Source organism: Thermoanaerobacterium sp. CMT5567-10, from assembly GCF_030534315.2.
Classification (GTDB): domain Bacteria; phylum Bacillota; class Thermoanaerobacteria; order Thermoanaerobacterales; family Thermoanaerobacteraceae; genus Thermoanaerobacterium.
Genome location: NZ_CP130558.2, coordinates 434599 through 448594, shown reverse-complemented (window position 1 = coordinate 448594; position 13996 = coordinate 434599). Strand labels below are relative to the sequence as shown.

At 32.2% G+C, this 13996-nt stretch carries 17 protein-coding genes; 11 read left to right on the top strand and 6 right to left on the bottom strand.

Features of this window, described 5'->3' with window-relative positions; genetic code table 11:
• Window positions 1-72 precede the first annotated feature (72 nt).
• Window positions 73-1365, bottom strand: a complete 1293-nt coding sequence (locus Q2T46_RS02460) for an IS110 family transposase (RefSeq protein WP_303264410.1) — start codon at window positions 1363-1365, stop codon at window positions 73-75.
• A gap of 471 nt (window positions 1366-1836) precedes the next feature.
• On the opposite strand from Q2T46_RS02460, the gene Q2T46_RS02455 reads away from it, so the two are divergent.
• Window positions 1837-3087 (top strand): MFS transporter, encoded by a 1251-nt coding sequence (locus Q2T46_RS02455; RefSeq protein WP_303264411.1) that lies wholly within the window; start codon window positions 1837-1839, stop codon window positions 3085-3087.
• 91 nt (window positions 3088-3178) lie between these two features.
• Here Q2T46_RS02455 and Q2T46_RS02450 read toward each other — a convergent pair whose 3' ends face one another.
• Window positions 3179-3565 carry a hypothetical protein gene (locus Q2T46_RS02450; protein ID WP_399387922.1) on the bottom strand — a complete coding sequence of 129 codons (387 nt, stop codon included), beginning with the start codon at window positions 3563-3565 and terminating at the stop codon, window positions 3179-3181.
• A 169-nt stretch (window positions 3566-3734) separates the two neighbouring features.
• Entirely contained in the window at window positions 3735-3857 is a 123-nt protein-coding gene (locus tag Q2T46_RS02445) for a hypothetical protein (RefSeq protein WP_303264413.1), read from the bottom strand.
• Window positions 3858-4286: 429 nt separating this feature from the next.
• Here Q2T46_RS02445 and Q2T46_RS02440 point away from each other — a divergent pair, with 429 nt between their 5' ends.
• The gene (locus Q2T46_RS02440; RefSeq protein ID WP_399388503.1) at window positions 4287-4832 is read left to right on the top strand and encodes a Gx transporter family protein; all 546 of its coding nucleotides are present in this window, start codon (window positions 4287-4289) and stop codon (window positions 4830-4832) included.
• Between the two features lie 131 nt (window positions 4833-4963).
• The gene (locus Q2T46_RS02435; protein ID WP_311062306.1) at window positions 4964-5218 is read left to right on the top strand and encodes a hypothetical protein; all 255 of its coding nucleotides are present in this window, start codon (window positions 4964-4966) and stop codon (window positions 5216-5218) included.
• A gap of 29 nt (window positions 5219-5247) precedes the next feature.
• On the opposite strand, the gene iadA is transcribed toward Q2T46_RS02435, so the two are convergent.
• Window positions 5248-6432, bottom strand: a complete 1185-nt coding sequence (gene iadA, locus Q2T46_RS02430) for a beta-aspartyl-peptidase (protein WP_303264416.1) — start codon at window positions 6430-6432, stop codon at window positions 5248-5250.
• A gap of 108 nt (window positions 6433-6540) precedes the next feature.
• On the opposite strand from iadA, the gene Q2T46_RS02425 reads away from it, so the two are divergent.
• The 4 genes from Q2T46_RS02425 to Q2T46_RS02410 all read left to right on the top strand — a co-directional run bounded on the left by Q2T46_RS02425 (window position 6541) and on the right by Q2T46_RS02410 (window position 10451).
• Entirely contained in the window at window positions 6541-7974 is a 1434-nt protein-coding gene (locus tag Q2T46_RS02425; RefSeq protein WP_303264417.1) for a PLP-dependent aminotransferase family protein, read from the top strand.
• A gap of 85 nt (window positions 7975-8059) precedes the next feature.
• Complete coding sequence (locus tag Q2T46_RS02420) at window positions 8060-8242, top strand: spore coat protein (RefSeq protein ID WP_303264418.1); 183 nt, start codon at window positions 8060-8062, stop codon at window positions 8240-8242.
• Between the two features lie 11 nt (window positions 8243-8253).
• Window positions 8254-8796 (top strand): spore coat protein, encoded by a 543-nt coding sequence (locus Q2T46_RS02415; protein WP_303264419.1) that lies wholly within the window; start codon window positions 8254-8256, stop codon window positions 8794-8796.
• 110 nt (window positions 8797-8906) lie between these two features.
• Entirely contained in the window at window positions 8907-10451 is a 1545-nt protein-coding gene (locus tag Q2T46_RS02410) for an S-layer homology domain-containing protein (protein ID WP_303264420.1), read from the top strand.
• A 16-nt stretch (window positions 10452-10467) separates the two neighbouring features.
• On the opposite strand, the gene Q2T46_RS02405 is transcribed toward Q2T46_RS02410, so the two are convergent.
• Window positions 10468-10875 (bottom strand): polymer-forming cytoskeletal protein, encoded by a 408-nt coding sequence (locus tag Q2T46_RS02405; protein WP_132774791.1) that lies wholly within the window; start codon window positions 10873-10875, stop codon window positions 10468-10470.
• A gap of 39 nt (window positions 10876-10914) precedes the next feature.
• A complete protein-coding gene (locus Q2T46_RS02400; protein ID WP_303264421.1) occupies window positions 10915-11850 on the bottom strand; it encodes a M23 family metallopeptidase in 936 nt (311 codons plus the stop codon).
• 208 nt (window positions 11851-12058) lie between these two features.
• Here Q2T46_RS02400 and Q2T46_RS02395 point away from each other — a divergent pair, with 208 nt between their 5' ends.
• The 4 genes from Q2T46_RS02395 (at window position 12059) to Q2T46_RS02380 (ending at window position 13987) form a co-directional block, all read left to right on the top strand.
• Window positions 12059-13063 (top strand): glycosyltransferase, encoded by a 1005-nt coding sequence (locus tag Q2T46_RS02395; RefSeq protein ID WP_303264422.1) that lies wholly within the window; start codon window positions 12059-12061, stop codon window positions 13061-13063.
• A 78-nt stretch (window positions 13064-13141) separates the two neighbouring features.
• Window positions 13142-13462 carry a hypothetical protein gene (locus Q2T46_RS02390; protein WP_303264423.1) on the top strand — a complete coding sequence of 107 codons (321 nt, stop codon included), beginning with the start codon at window positions 13142-13144 and terminating at the stop codon, window positions 13460-13462.
• Window positions 13463-13515: 53 nt separating this feature from the next.
• Window positions 13516-13791: a YkuS family protein gene (locus tag Q2T46_RS02385; RefSeq protein WP_303264424.1), complete on the top strand. Its 276-nt coding sequence runs from the start codon at window positions 13516-13518 to the stop codon at window positions 13789-13791.
• Complete coding sequence (locus Q2T46_RS02380) at window positions 13784-13987, top strand: hypothetical protein (protein ID WP_192403545.1); 204 nt, start codon at window positions 13784-13786, stop codon at window positions 13985-13987. Before Q2T46_RS02385 ends, Q2T46_RS02380 begins: the two co-directional genes overlap by 8 nt.
• Window positions 13988-13996: the final 9 nt, after the last annotated feature.

Here is a 13996-nt window from a genome sequence, read left to right as displayed (position 1 = left end):
CAAACTCAATTAAGAGCCGAACTTTGAAAACTTAATAGAGTTAATAGCTATTTCCAAGTATAATGCAAGACTTTAAGCAACTTTATGAATGTTCTGATATTGTAGTTTGTGTTCATCAGGTGTCTTTAATACAAAAGGCTTATTATCTCTTAGAACAGCAAATACAATATCTGAAATCTTGTGTATAACAGCTCCAAGAGCTACTTTTTTAGGTTTAGATTCCTTCTTTTTCTGGTAATAATCATAAAGTACAGGATTTATTGCTATGCCATTTCTTTTAACTCTTACAGAGGCTAAAGCAATGGCATAGAGAACACGCCTAGCAATTTTAGAACCTCTTTTGGACATTTTATTGTCAGTACCTTTAAAATGTCCAGATTCATTAACAGAAGGATCTACACCAAAATATGCAAAAAGTTGCTTAGGTTTGCTAAATGCTGAAAAATCGCATATTTCACACATAAGAGTAACCGCTGATAGAAAACCAACACCAGGTATAGAATCGAGGTAATAAATTTGCTGTACAAATTTCTCAGACTTATTTTTATCCACAAATGCCTTGATTTCAGATAATATTTGGTTAATCTTTTTATCAAATTCTTCTATGAAATAAATATATAATTTTAGTACATCATAGACAGAAGACAAATTATACCTGAAATTCAAAGCATTTTTAGCAGCTTTAAATAACTTATCATACTTAGCTTTAGCATACTTCAAGCCTTTTCTTGATGACGTTGAAATAAGTTCAATTATTTCATCAGGTTGAGCATTAATAACATCTTCTGGTGTTGGGAATTTTTTTAACAAAGAAATAGCTGTAATTCCAGTAATATCAGAGAAAACCTTGCAGAAACCAGGGAAAACAATATGCAATTGAGCTTTAAGTTTATTCACATAAGAAGTATGATTATCGACAAGGCTATAGTACTCTCTGCATAAACATCTAAGATTTAAAATTAACTCAGCGGGCATAACAGAAACCTTAGTGTCAGGCGAATAACCAGTAACAGCAATACGTTTTGCATCAAGTCTATCATTTTTCACTTTTCTTATGCCAATATTTTTGTTAGAATTAGTAATGAGAGGATTAATAACAAAAACCTCAAATCCTAATTCTTTTAAGTGGCAGAAGAGTGGGAAATGGTAGATTCCCGTAGACTCCAGAAATATCTTAGATTTCATGGAGAATTGCTCTTCTGCCTTTTTAATTGTCAGAACAGCATTTTTAAGGGAATCAGCATTATCGTGTTCAACCTTAAATGGCTTTTTAAACTCCCTTCCATCAGGTGTCAAGATGCAAAACCAGCTAAAATCAGCAGCGACATCAATACCAACACTAATATAATTAGGCAAAAAACTCATAAAACAACAACTCCTTTAAGTAAAAGCGAATAAGAGTATCCATTCTATTTAGTGAGTAAACAACCTAGCATGTGACGCGGGTATTCCGAAAAGCCGGTCCCAACCAGCCAAAACATTAATCCTCACCAAATGGAATAATTAGCTTTTTCACGGGTATAGACCATAAGGATGATCTCCCAGGGGGTGGTACATCTATCCTCTATTTAGAGAAGATTGTACACAAAGTTAAAGCTTAAGTCTATACCGGCTTAAAGGATATCCTAAATTATTTATTTAAAAGCAACTTAAATGACTTTTAAGATGTGACATATAAAGTCATTTAAGATAAGATGTGCATAATATGGGAGTTAAGCATTAGAATAAACCCGAACATAGAAAGGTCATGTTAAATTATTGTTCGGTGTATTAACTCCCGATTTGATATAAATCATGTAACTTTGTTACAAATATATTATACTAGGTGGTGATATATTGAATAATGATGAAATAAAAGAAAATTTGTTAGATGTACAATCGCATGAGACAAAACTATTATGGAGACAAAAAAATTTTTTAATTCTATTGTTAGGAGATTTATTAATCAGTTTTGGCAGTAAAGTTTATGAATTAGTATTACCATTATTGATTTATGAATTAACTAAATCATCGATTGTTATGGGAACTATGAAGGCAGTTGAATTTTTGCCAAATCTTTTATTAGCAGTATTTATAGGCGTGTTAGTTGATAGAACAGATAGAAAAAGATTTTTAATATATGCGCTATTTATACAAATAATATTATTAAGTATGCTGTACATTTCAATAAAAAGTGGACATAAATATATTTTGCTCTTTTATATAATAGGTTTTTTCTTTATGGCATTATTTTACTGTTATGATAATGCTATGACAAGTATAGTTAAAGATGTTATTCCTAATAATTTGCTTACATCAGCAAATGCAAAATTTTCTTTTGTCTCAACATTTATAGGAATCATTGGGCCTGCAATCTCAGGGTTTATTTTAGCCCTTTCTAATCTTGAAGACGGATTGCTAATTACTATGTTTGCTTTGTTGGGAGGATTTATTGTATTTTCTTTTTTAAAGAGTCAAAAAAACCAAATAGAAGTAAAAAAAGAAAATCAGTTAATTTTTGAAGATATTAAGGAAGGTTGGGTTGAGCTTAGGAGAAATCATTCGCTTTGGTTGATAACATTAATAGTTGTTTTCACCAATGCTACTAGTGGTTTGTTTGATACAATGGTAATCTTTTTTGCAGAAGACTCATTTCATCTAAGCAGTTTTCAACTTGGATTAGTATTTTCGATTGCTGGACTAGGTGGTTTAATAGGAAGTCTATCTACAGATTATATTTCTAAAAAGCTAAAGTTTGGTAAGTTAATAGGGATAACCATATTTTCTATTGGCTTTGCTTACCTAATTATGTATTTTGCAAGTAATATTTTTTTAATAGCACTTTCTTTGTTTCTAGAAGGCATATTTAATTCGATTTTTAGCATATGTATATATACTTATCGCCAAGAAACAACTCCGCCACATCTTATTGGACGTATTAGTGGGATTACAGGTACAATGTTTATGCTCGGAGTACCATTATCTATGTTTGGATCTGGCTGGATTGCAAGTATTATAAACACAAAATATTTATTTCTTAGTGCAGCAATACTTAATCTATTGATATTTATTGTTTATCGTAAGCTTTCTTTGTGGAATTTAACATGAAGATAGCTTCAATATTATGATATAAATAATTTAAATTTTTAAAGCAAAAAGGCTATAGGAGAATTCCAATAGCCTTTATATTCTATAAATGTTAAAATACATTAAGTTTTAACTTTTTCCTTCTAACCCAATGTTTTAAGACTTTTGAAAGCCAAGGCATAACATAGTAGTCAAGGCCAAATGCTCTACCAGCACCACCCATTATTGCTATAGCAGTTATGACGTACCACCAGTTGTTGAATGTTGCCATACCTGATAAGTAGAAATTAATATGAAGGAATATGGTTCCAAGTGCGGCAATAAACGTAAATAATCCTGCAACAAGCAAAAGATCGATGGCTATTTCAGACAATGTTATTACTGATTGGGAAAATATAGCATGAGGCAATATGAATTTTTCCATAAACCAGCCGTACCATGCCGGTACATTTTGCATTGGAGCTGCAGATGCACCAGCCGATAATTTAACTGATGACAACCATCCTTTTTGTATGTGCTGAATACCACTAATGATCCACATTAAGCCTAAGAAAACTCTCATGAGGGATAACCAGAACCAACAGCTATATGGTTTTCAAAACTATGCTTAATTTGCCTTTATCAGGTATATCTATAAATTGATCTCGTATCACACATACCAAGGCCGCTTAAGTCGAAAAGGCTATATGTTTGTTTATAATTTCGGCATCCTTTAAAGACCAAAGGGTGAAAGCATGTTCTTTCATACCTGGAATGCCGAAATAAGCTGGTTTGCTGCCACAAGCTATCACTAGATAGTCATAACCATGTTCTGCTGTGTCTGAATAGATTTTTTTTTATTTTCTATATCAACCCTTTTTATCTTATCTTGTACAATTTTAACACGTGTGTACTCCAATGTTTCTTTTAATGATACTTTGACGCCTTCTGGCTTTATTCGATTTCCAGCTACTTCATGTAGCTCTGTAAGGTACGTCTGACTATCGTTTTTTCAATAAGCGTTATTTCAACATCGTCGTTAAGTAAATATTTATCAAGATTTTGTGCAGCAGTAGCTCCATCCTTCGCCTAATATTATGATCTTGACGCCTATATAAAGACCTCCTGTAAAAAAAATATATATATATCATCTTGATCATATCATAATTAATTAACGAATAAAAATTTTTCATAATAATTGCTATTTGTTGATTAAAGATAAAAAAACAAATATAATAATAATGATGTGTTTTATCGGATTGGAGGGCATAAAACTGTCTGCTAAGAAAATTGTTTATATTTCAATGTTAGTATCACAAGCGTTAGTATTAAACATTATTGAGAGTTTTATTCCTGTTCCTGTGCCTGTTCCGGGGATAAAGATCGGGCTTGCTAATATAGTTTCTCTAGTAACGATATTGATGTTTGGATTTAAAGAATCTTTGGTTGTAGTTGTTTTGAGAACGTTATTGGCACAACTGCTTGTTGGAAATATAACGTCATTCTTGTTTAGCGTATCTGGTGGTATTTTAAGTGCATGTATAATGTACGTTATATATAAGAAGTTCAGCAGATATTTCAGTTTGGTTGGTGTGAGCGTTTTTGGATCTGTTGCCCATAATGTAGGGCAATTATTTGTGGCAGCTATAGTTATAAATAATTTTCTGATATTCTCATATTTACCGGTTTTAATGATATCAGGAATAATGATGGGTATTTTTACGGGACTTGTAGCTAATTTTTTCAGAAAATATATAAAAAACATAGAATATGATTCTAGGTGGTAGGTGTTAATTTTGTTTGATAAATATGCTTTTGTTAAAGATGATATGAAGAAAATAGATGATTTTCTTTTATCAAATATTAAGACAAACTCCCCCACAATAAAAAAGTGGATTTATTAAACGGAATTTACACATTGCCTCTTATTTATGCGCTTAAAACGGATCGCAAGAAGGCAATTGAAGGGATTTTAAGGAAGAGAAATTTAAGCAGAAAAGATGTAAACCGCGTAATAAAAGAAGTAAAATTGAGCGGCGGGATAGATTACGCAAAAGAACTTGCTCTCAAATATGCCAAAAAAGCTGTTAAATATTTGGAAGTCATACCAGACTGTGAACAGAAAAGCTTAATGATAGATATTGCTAACGATGCACTAAAGAGGAATTATTGATTTTTGATAAGCATAGCAAAAGGACATTTTCAAAAAATGTCCTTTTGCTCGAATATACCTTTTTTTACGATTTCATTGAATTTAATCATAAATTGGCCTTTTGCTATGACTGAGGAAATATTTAAATTCTTGTCCAAGATGACAAAATCGGCATCAGAATTTTCTTTTATGCACCCTTTTTTTGGATACAAAAGAAGCACTTTGGCCACATTTTCAGTTATTATTTTTATGGCAGTTTCAAGTGGCAAAACACCATTTGTAATTATCTCTTTTAGATCTCTATAAAGTGTCAACGTACTGCCAACTATGACTTTAATAAGCTTTTTGTTTTCGTCAAATACAGGTATGCTTCCGTTGCTGTCGGAGCTCATAGTCACGTTATCTAATGGAAGATTGTTTTCTACAATTTTTCTTACTGCATCTATTGGCGTAAGTGCAGTTTTAGAATTTTCGTCAGGTTTTATATCAGATGTCAAATCAATGCGACCGCCCATTTTCAAAAATTCAAGTGCTTGCGAAAAGAGATGGCTGTTCCTATTTACATGAGTCGGGATAAACTGAGTAATTGGTATTTCAGTATTTTTGACTATATCTATGACAGGAGTCAAACCTCTTATGCCATCGCCTACGTGCAGGTGCACGATTCCAGGCTTATTTCCAAGCAAACCTCCAACTCTGGCTTCTGCAGCGAGTTTTTTGAGATCTTCTACAGTCGGTTGAGCTGATCTATGGTCAGATATAGCAATTTCGCCGGTGCCTAGTACTTTATCTATTATCGCTATATCGGACCTTACACTATTTGTAAGAGTTCGTGTTGGAAGTTCATATGCACCTGTATAGATATACGTAGTAAGACCTTCTTCTTCAAGGGCTCTCGATTTGGCTAATAGCTCAGACATGCTTCTAGTTATGCCATCAGCGCCTAAAAGTCCCACAACTGTGGTAATACCTGCTTTAGTAAGATCAGTCAAATTGATTTCCGGAGTCCTTGTGGCAGGACCTCCTTCACCGCCGCCGCCTGCAATATGAACATGTTGATCAATGAAGCCTGGCACTACGATGCATCCGCTTAAATCTATAATTGAAATATCGGGTAAATCTTTAAGATTGATATTTTTTTCGATTTTAATAATTTTTTCATTGCATGTCAATATATCCATTTTGCCAATGTATTTGGGCGAATACACTTCGCCGCCTTTTAAAAGCAAAAACATTTTATCACCTTCTAAAAAATTAATTTCTTTTACATATTAGTTTGTTCAAAATTTTCATACCTTATGTTATTATTAGATTGTATCGAAACAAATCAAGAGGTGTTCAAAATGGTAAATTTTACGGTAGACAAAAATAAAAATACGCCACTTTATATACAAATTTTCAATCAATTCAAAAAATATATAGAAAATGGAAGTATACCACAAGGCTATAAATTGCCAACTATACGTTCACTAGCTAAAGAGCTTGGCGTCAATAACATAACAGTTATTAACGCTTATAAATTGCTTGAATTAAACGGTTATGTAAATAAAAAGGTTGGGAGCGGAACATATGTTTCACAAAACATAAAACAAAATGACTTAACTGGGGAAGATATTAAGGCGTTAGAGCATGGGCAGATACTTTTAAGTAAAAATATGATAAATTTTTCATCTTCTTCTCCAAACCCAGAATTGTTTCCAGTTGATGATTTTAAAATAATTATAAACAAGGTTTTAGAAAGAGATGGAGGATATGCATTTGAATATCAAGATACAAAAGGGTATATGCCGTTTAGAAAATCTATCTGTGAATTTATAAAGAAAGACGAGATAAATATTGACTATGAAGAGGTTCAAGTTATATCAGGTGGACAGCAGGGAATTGACGTGGTTTCAAAAGCTTTAATAAATTTTGGTGACTGTGTATTTGTTGAATCGCCAACATATTCATGGGCAATAGCATCATTTAAATCAAGAGGTGCGGAAATTGTCGATATAGTGCTTAATAAAGACGGAATTGACATTGATGAATTAGAGGAAAAGCTTAAAATTTTTAAACCAAAATTAATCTATACAATGCCGGTATTTCAAAATCCTACAGGAATTTCATATAGTGAAGATAAATTGAAAAAGTTGATTGAGCTTGCATATAAATACGACACTTATATAGTAGAGGACGATTTTTCAAATGAATTGAATTTCAGCAGTAACAAACATTTGCCGTTAAAATCGTATGATAAATACGATAGGGTAATATACATCAAGAGTTTTTCAAAGATATATATGCCGGGGCTTAGATTAGGTTTCATTGTATCACCTAAAAATCTTGTAAATTCTTTTGCAGAGGCAAAATATGTTTCAGATTTGTCAACATCTGGCTTGATGCAAAGGGCGTTTGAGATTTATTTGAGAGAAGGCATATGGAAAAAACATATCGAGAGATTTAAAAAGATTATGAGAGAGCGGTTTGACGAAATGAAATATCTTTTATCAGGTAACAAGTATTTTGAAGTTAATATTCCAGATGGAGGATTTTATTTTTGGCTTAAGTTGAATGACGATATTTCTGCTAAGAAGTTGTATTTAAAGTGCATAGAAAGAAATGTTTCAATCGTTCCTGGAAATATGTTTTTTTCAAATAAAGTTGATGATTCACATATCAGGTTAAGTTATGCATCATGTGAAGTTGACAAGATAAAAAGCGGTATTTCAACACTTAATGATATTTTGAAAGATATTCATAATGAAGAAAATAGCGAATATATACCAATTGTTTAAAGGTGCTTTGTGCGCTTTTTTTTGAATTAAAATGTTTCTATTACAAATAATAAAGTTGAAATATATAAAAAGAGGAGGTAAAAAAATGGCATTAACTCAAAAAGAGCTTGGATATATTTCAGATGAACTTGCTTCAGAGCAATTAATAATAAAAAAATATCAAACTGCTGTAAATCAAGTAACAGATCCGCAGCTTAAAAATTTATTTCAAAAAAATATAAGCATACACCAAAATCATTATAACTCTTTATTAAATTTATTAAGATAGGAGAGATAAGAATGGGTAGAAAAAGTACTAAAATTAATACTGCTGCTATGAATTCTGCGGCTATGCCTGATATGTCTGGCAGCAGCATAAGTAAACAGATAGATTCGTATACGAATTCGAATTTAAATAATGTATCGTCAAATGCCGCAGCAACAAGCAGCATGAATGCCACAGGAATGCCTAATGACTATGCACGTGCAGGTAGCATAAGTCAGACAATTGATAATACAACAAGGCAAAATCTAAGCAGTGCAAACAGCAAAGGTACTGCATATGCTGTAAATAGTCCAATAGCAGGAACTGCTCAAACATTGACTGAAAGAGATATAACAGCAGACTGTTTAAGATCAGAAATATTACTTTTACAGTCGTATAATAGTGCTTGTATAGAGAGTGCGAATCAAAATGTTTTTTCCAGCATAAAAAATATATTGAACGAAGAACAGGATATACACTATGAAATATTCAATGTAATGAAACAAAAAGGTTGGTATCCTGTAAGCAATGCAAACCCACAGGACATCAATAATACAAGAAGCATGTTTCAAGGTTAAAGAGAGGCCCGCTGGGCCTTTCTTCCTTATAAGGAAAATTTATATTATTGAAGCGATATGTTTGCCAATGTTATCATATAAGTTGAAAATGGTACAAGGGGGATATTGGCATGCATATAAAAAAGGTTATTTTTATGTTGGCAGCAGCTTTTTTAATACTTTCTTTATTTATATTCAATTTTACTAAAACGGATGCATCAGCAAGAGTAGTATATGCATATGCAACACGTGATTATTCGGACGATAATAGCTCTTATAATTCGTTTGTCAACAATGAATCACATATCAACTATGTAATAACGTTTACCTATGGGATAGATGAAAATGGAAATTTAAATGGTGAAGAAGATGATGCAGTAAAAGATGAAGCTATAAAAAATAATATTGCTCCTCTTCTGTTAGTTCATAACATAAGAGGAGGTACTTTTGACAACAGCTTGATACATTCGGTTTTAAGCAATAAGGCAGCAAGAAATAATTTAATTGATAATATCGAGAATGCTGTGATTAACGGTGATTATAAAGGAGTAAACATCGATTTTGAGAATGTTGGGTATGTTGATAGACAAAATTATAATCAATTTTTGTCAGATTTAAAATCAAGATTAGACAGAAACAATTTGTTGCTTACTGTTGCGATACCAGCTATGACGGCTGATAGTCCTAATAGTTTTTGGGCGGGAGGCTTTGACTATGCGGCAATATCTAAGATAGCAGATAAAATTATTATAATGGCATATGATCAGCATTGGTCTGGTGGAAACAGCGGTCCTATTTGTTCAATCGATTGGCTTCAAAATGTCACCAAGTATGCTCTTTCAACGATAGATAAAGATAAAATAGTGATGGGACTTCCAGCTTATGGTTACGACTGGTCTTTGAGTGGTACTACATCTGTAACGGAGGATGAAGTTAAAAGCCTTATAAATACTTACGGTGGAAATGCTATGTGGGACAATACATCTAAAGAACCGTATTATATATACTATAAAAACGGTGTAAAACATACCGTATGGTTTGAAAACTCCTACAGTTTTAAATTGAAGCTTGATTATCTTTCATCGATTGGAATTGACGATATATCTTTTTGGAAATTAGGCTATGAGAATCAAGACTTTTGGGAAGTTATAAAGGGCAATATGGTGGACTATTTCGGAGATATATTTGCAAGCTGGGCAAGAAATGACATAAACGATATGGCAAGGCTTAAATATGTCTCCGGATATAGTGATGGTACATATAGACCGAATAATTACATAACTAGAGCAGAATTCATTACCTTGTTATTAAGAGTAAAGGGAATAAAAGAAGAGCCTGGCGAGGGATTCTGGGATACGCAGCAGAGCTTTGCAAAAGATGCTATTGCAACAGCTAGAAAGCTTGGCATAGTTAATGGATATAGTGATGGCAGTTTTAGACCTAATAATAAAATATCGAGAGAAGAAATTGCTGCTATAATAGCAAAAGCATATGGATATGAACCATATGCAGACAGCAAATTTGTAGATATAGGAAATAGCTTTGCTAAAAATGATATTATAGCATTATCTAACCGAGGAATAATATCTGGTTACGATACATATCACTTTATGCCCAAAAATTACGCAACTCGTGCTGAAGCAACAGCTATACTATATAGACTTATAAATAAATAAGGAGCATATTTACTCCTTATTTATTATCTTTTTTCTTTGGTTGGTTGTCGGCATTATTATTGACCTTTTTATTCATTTTGCAGTTTCCATCAAAAATTGCGCCTTCATCTATAATAAGGTTTTGCACCTCAATGTCGCCATATACTTTTCCAGTCGATGTAATCTGAACTTGATTTTTTACTGTGAGATTTCCTGTTATTTCTCCTGATACAGAAATATTATCAGCTTTTATATCGGCTTCAATTTTTGAACTTTCACCAATTATAATACTGCCTTGTATTTCAATTTTGCCGGTTACATTGCCGTCAATTCTCATTGCCCCTTGTGACTTTATATTGCCTTCTATTGTAGTGTTTTTACCAATTATTGTATCAATCTTTTCAGTATTAATATCCAATGTATTTACATCTTTCTTTTGAAACATAAAGCACCTCCTTATAACTCATTTTGACTTGTGTGTACTCTACTTTCCTAAATATTTTAATGGATCTACTGGATTACCATTTAGTCTTATTTCAAAATGTACATGTGGTCCTGTGCTGCGACCAGTGCTACCCGATTTTGCTATGATATCGCCTCTGTTTACAGTTTGTCCAACTTTTACCAACAATTGAGAGTTATGGCCGTAAACAGAAGTGATTCCATAACCGTGATTAATCATGACCACATTTCCGTATCCTGAAAGCCATCCAGCATAAGTTACAACTCCTTTTCCTGCCGCTTTAACAGGAGTACCATAACCGACAGCTATGTCAATACCGGGATGAAATTCAGAACTTTCACCATATGGAGAAGTACGACTTCCAAATGGTGATGTTATAGATCCTGTAACGGGATAAGCAGAAGGCAGTGAAGCAAGATAATCCAATCTTTTATTTATATCATCTATAAGTGTTTTATATTCATATATCTTATTATCTATTTCATCTGAAAGTTCATTTGTTGTTTTTTCATCAAGCGTTAAGCTTCTTGAATCACGGGTTATACCGCCACGGCTAGTTTTTTGTGTACTGAGCCCAACCATCCTTCTGACCTTTTGTTCTAATTCATCAAGGCTTTTTATTTTATCATTTATTTTTTTTGCATTATCATTTAACATAGCTATTTTTTTATCTTGAACCTCATTTAGATCTTTCATTTCAGCGATTTTTTGGTCCTTCAAAGAAATCGTCTTATTTTTCTCAGCTATTATGTTATTTTTCTCTTTTATGGTTGCATAAAGATATGTATATTTACCGGCAAAATAAAAAGCGGAAGAAAATATCCCCAATAAAAATATCATTGCTGCGATAATAGCAGCTTTAAAAGTAGATTTTTTTATTTTAATATTTTTTATGTCGTTTTTAGAGTTTGGTACAATCATTATATTTATACATTCATCTTTCTTTTTTATATGCATTTACTCTGTCAACACCTCCTTTACAAAATAGCCAATTATTAATATTCTACATTTGATTTAAAAATCCTTCTTTGTAGATAAATTAACAATCATTAGAATATGTGATTTTAGCAAACAAAATATATAAATATGACATAGTGAGCGAAATAATTTTTTTTGAATACAATGATATATAAAGAAGAAATTAAGTTGCATAGGGGGATTTTAGATGGCGACAATTGTATACCCGCCTACGATTAATTTTAGCTGGCTTTTTCAAAGACCGCAGCAGATATTGAGCCGTATGGCTACTAAAAATTATACGGTATACTACTTAAATAAAACGTATGATGCTAATTATAAGAGAGGGATAACGAAATTAAAAGAAAATTTATATTTGGTGAACGGTGTTGGCATTGGTAGCATAAAATTGAGAGAAATTCCTATATTATGGATTTCATTTCCTCCCAATTACAGCTATGTAAAGATGTTTAAGAAAAAATATGTAATATTTGACTCTATAGATTATCCTTCAGACGAATTTTCAGAATGGAGGTTTAATTTTGAAGAGATGCAGAAAGCTGCTAACATTATATTTGCTTCATCTAGAAAACTTTATAATATAAATAAAAGAGTTAACAACAAGACATTTTTACTGCCAAATGGTGCAGATTTTGAACATTTTAATAAAGCGGAGAGAATTTTTTCAAAAAGACCATCCGATTTACCGGAAGGAAAATCGATTGTAGGGTACATTGGTGCATTGGCAACATGGATCGATTGGGATATTGTTGACTATGTCAGTTTAGCATGTCCTGAATACAATTTTGTTTATATCGGTCCAAATTTAAATATGAAGAAGCTGCCTATAAGAGATAATATTTTTTATTTGGGGGAGAAAAAGTATAGCAGGCTTCCAGAATACTTGCAGTTTTTTGACATATGCATAATTCCTTTTAAAGTTACATCTATGACGGAAGGTGCCGATCCTATAAAAATGTATGAATACTTAAGTGCTGGTAAACCAGTTGTTTCTTCAAATTTACCGTCTATACTAAGATGTGAAGGCATATATACTGTAGATGGAAAAGCTGAATTTGCTAATATGATAAAAGAAGCTTTGGAAAATTATGACGACCAAAAGAGAAGAAAACTTATTGATATTGCAAGGGAAAATTCATGGGAGAAAAGAGCTGAATATGCTGATAGGATTATAAGGTATTATTTGATATGACCTGGCAAACAGGTCATACATAGATATTTTAAGATGTTTTTGCTAAAATATATACATAAGATAATAAGGAGTGTTATTTTGAAAGGGTTTATACTTGGCGTAATTTTATCTATAATAACTCTTATTATTAATATCATTGTAAATGGAATACATACGACGTATGTTAATTACAGCAATTATTTTTTCATAGTTGGATGTATTGTTGGGCTTGTTGGCGGCTTTTTATATATTTCGTATTGGTTTAACGATAGGCGTACTATTAAAAAGATACTTCGAAATCAGGAACTGCCTGAAAGAAGAAATGATTTTATATATATGACTGAGTGGGGAAGCGTATTACTTACGGCATCAGCTTTTTTAATATTAATTTCGCTATTGATAGCTATCCTATGCGAATAAAAAGGCTTATTAAACTAATACTAATTATGTATTCGCTATAGGAGGTGTTTTTTATGGGGAAGAAGATAGCAGTTGAGAGTCAGCTTTCTAATGTTAAAAGATATCTGTCTAATAAAGGGTATGATGTAATTAATCTTGAACAGAATAGTGACTTAAGTGGTATTAGAGTAGACGATTATGATGCGGTAGTGGTAACGGGACAGCATAAAGATATGTTGGGATATGAGAATACTAATACAAAATCACCAATAATCGATGCCACAGGATTGACTCCGGAAGACATTGAAAGTGAAATAAGAAGAAGCACAGGTGGTGATTTAAATGGCTAATAGGGAACAATTAAAAGCTGTAGGTGAAATGTGTCCTGATTTTACATTTGATGATTCTTTAAATAAGGAAGCTACAATGTCTACTGAAGAATCTTTATCAAGAAGCTGTGAGATATGCAGCCATTGGGATGTAAGAAATCAAAAGTGCAGAATAGATGTTTTTGATGATGTACTTACAAGTCTTGATCAGACATAATCTAAAAAC

Coding starts and splice junctions, on each gene's coding strand:
- iadA (WP_303264416.1), bottom strand. CDS start 6,432: ATGTTTTTGCTTTTAAAAGGCGGCGAAGTGTATTCGCCCAAATACATT.
- Q2T46_RS02400 (WP_303264421.1), bottom strand. CDS start 11,850: ATGCATATAAAAAAGAAAGATGAATGTATAAATATAATGATTGTACCA.
- Q2T46_RS02440 (WP_399388503.1), top strand. CDS start 4,287: ATGATGTGTTTTATCGGATTGGAGGGCATAAAACTGTCTGCTAAGAAA.
- Q2T46_RS02380 (WP_192403545.1), top strand. CDS start 13,784: ATGGCTAATAGGGAACAATTAAAAGCTGTAGGTGAAATGTGTCCTGAT.
- Q2T46_RS02385 (WP_303264424.1), top strand. CDS start 13,516: ATGGGGAAGAAGATAGCAGTTGAGAGTCAGCTTTCTAATGTTAAAAGA.
- Q2T46_RS02405 (WP_132774791.1), bottom strand. CDS start 10,875: ATGTTTCAAAAGAAAGATGTAAATACATTGGATATTAATACTGAAAAG.
- Q2T46_RS02420 (WP_303264418.1), top strand. CDS start 8,060: ATGGCATTAACTCAAAAAGAGCTTGGATATATTTCAGATGAACTTGCT.
- Q2T46_RS02460 (WP_303264410.1), bottom strand. CDS start 1,365: ATGAGTTTTTTGCCTAATTATATTAGTGTTGGTATTGATGTCGCTGCT.
- Q2T46_RS02425 (WP_303264417.1), top strand. CDS start 6,541: ATGGTAAATTTTACGGTAGACAAAAATAAAAATACGCCACTTTATATA.
- Q2T46_RS02395 (WP_303264422.1), top strand. CDS start 12,059: ATGGCGACAATTGTATACCCGCCTACGATTAATTTTAGCTGGCTTTTT.
- Q2T46_RS02410 (WP_303264420.1), top strand. CDS start 8,907: ATGCATATAAAAAAGGTTATTTTTATGTTGGCAGCAGCTTTTTTAATA.
- Q2T46_RS02415 (WP_303264419.1), top strand. CDS start 8,254: ATGGGTAGAAAAAGTACTAAAATTAATACTGCTGCTATGAATTCTGCG.